The sequence below is a fragment of the Methanoregula sp. genome (assembly GCF_002835825.1).
In the GTDB taxonomy this organism is placed as follows: Archaea; Halobacteriota; Methanomicrobia; order Methanomicrobiales; family Methanospirillaceae; genus Methanoregula.
On the sequence record NZ_PIZH01000743.1, the window covers coordinates 1 to 1,067 of the forward strand.

3 protein-coding genes are annotated in these 1,067 nt (G+C 56.9%); 1 reads left to right on the plus strand and 2 read right to left on the minus strand.

Translation table 11 applies throughout. The features are described from left to right. Positions 1 to 447, plus strand: a 447-nt coding sequence (locus tag CW742_RS14845; RefSeq protein WP_292421729.1) for a Zn-binding domain-containing protein, incomplete at its 5' end; no start/stop codon positions are given. 7 nt (positions 448 to 454) lie between these two features. On the opposite strand, the gene CW742_RS14850 is transcribed toward CW742_RS14845, so the two are convergent. After that, on the minus strand, positions 455 to 688 hold the full coding sequence (locus CW742_RS14850; RefSeq protein ID WP_292421730.1) for a helix-turn-helix transcriptional regulator: 234 nt from the start codon (positions 686 to 688) through the stop codon (positions 455 to 457). A gap of 74 nt (positions 689 to 762) precedes the next feature. After that, positions 763 to 1,067: hypothetical protein (locus CW742_RS14855; RefSeq protein ID WP_292421733.1), on the minus strand; the 305-nt coding region annotated here is incomplete at its 5' end.

Here is a 1,067-nt window from a genome sequence, read left to right on the forward strand (position 1 = left end):
ATGCCAGCACCGGATTTAATGCAAGATCTCGCTATGCCGGCTGCCGATCCAGCCGGGGGCCTTCACGGTGCAGAACATGCGCTCATCGCGATGATGCCGCTCCATGTCCTTTGCGACCGCTGGGATATCGGGGGGCTCTCATCGCCGGGATATGGCGAGGAGGGGGAACCGGTCATTTTTGTGTATGATGCCTGTGAAGGCGGTATCGGGTTAGCCGAAAAAGGGTATCGCCTCATCATGGATCTCATCACCAGTGCCTTCCAGATGGTGCGGGACTGTCCCTGCGAGGACGGGTGTCCGTCCTGCATCCACTCGCCCAAGTGCGGGAACGACAACCAGCCTCTCGACAAAAGCGCTGCCGGGTTCATCCTTGGACGCCTCTGTGGAGAAATGCCGGCCCGGGACCGCGAAACAGTCCCTGTAACGCCAGGGACCGTCACCTCATAACAAGAAATCAGTCCACGAGGATTTCGCGTGGATCCGCTTCAGCCGGGTCATCTTCGAAGATGAACAGCTCGTCAATCCGTGCATGCAGGGTGCGTGCCACGTCATGGGCAAGTTTCAGCGAAGGATTGTACTTCCCCTGTTCGAGGAAGACGATGGTCTCCCTCCGTACGCCTACGATTTTTGCAAGGTCATCCTGGGTCATGGCGAGTCGCGCCCGGTATTCTTTTATCCGTGTCTGCATGGGGTCCTCAGAACTCGGTATACCGTTTTGGTTGTTCGTATACACATACTCTGCCGTGAGTGGGCAGAAGCCCATCAGTCGACATCCCCTTTCCGGAAGAGCCATGCCTGGAAGAGCACTGCGGACAGTGCCAGAACTACAACGGAGATCGCAAGAGCGTTCTGGGCACTAAGTTTGAGAATGTTGAGGTAATCCAGCCAGAAGAGGCCGTTCATGAAGAAGAGCCCGGTCAGCCATGACCAGGAAAGCCCATATTCCCCGATCTTCTTGGATCGCTCATCAGATTCCGGGTCATCCCCGTATCTGCGGTGACGCGTGATGCCGGTGACAAGGAATGCAATTCCTGCACAGAGCAGGATGGTGCCGATGACTGCCTCGC

Coding starts and splice junctions, on each gene's coding strand:
- CW742_RS14850 (WP_292421730.1), bottom strand. CDS start 688: ATGCAGACACGGATAAAAGAATACCGGGCGCGACTCGCCATGACCCAG.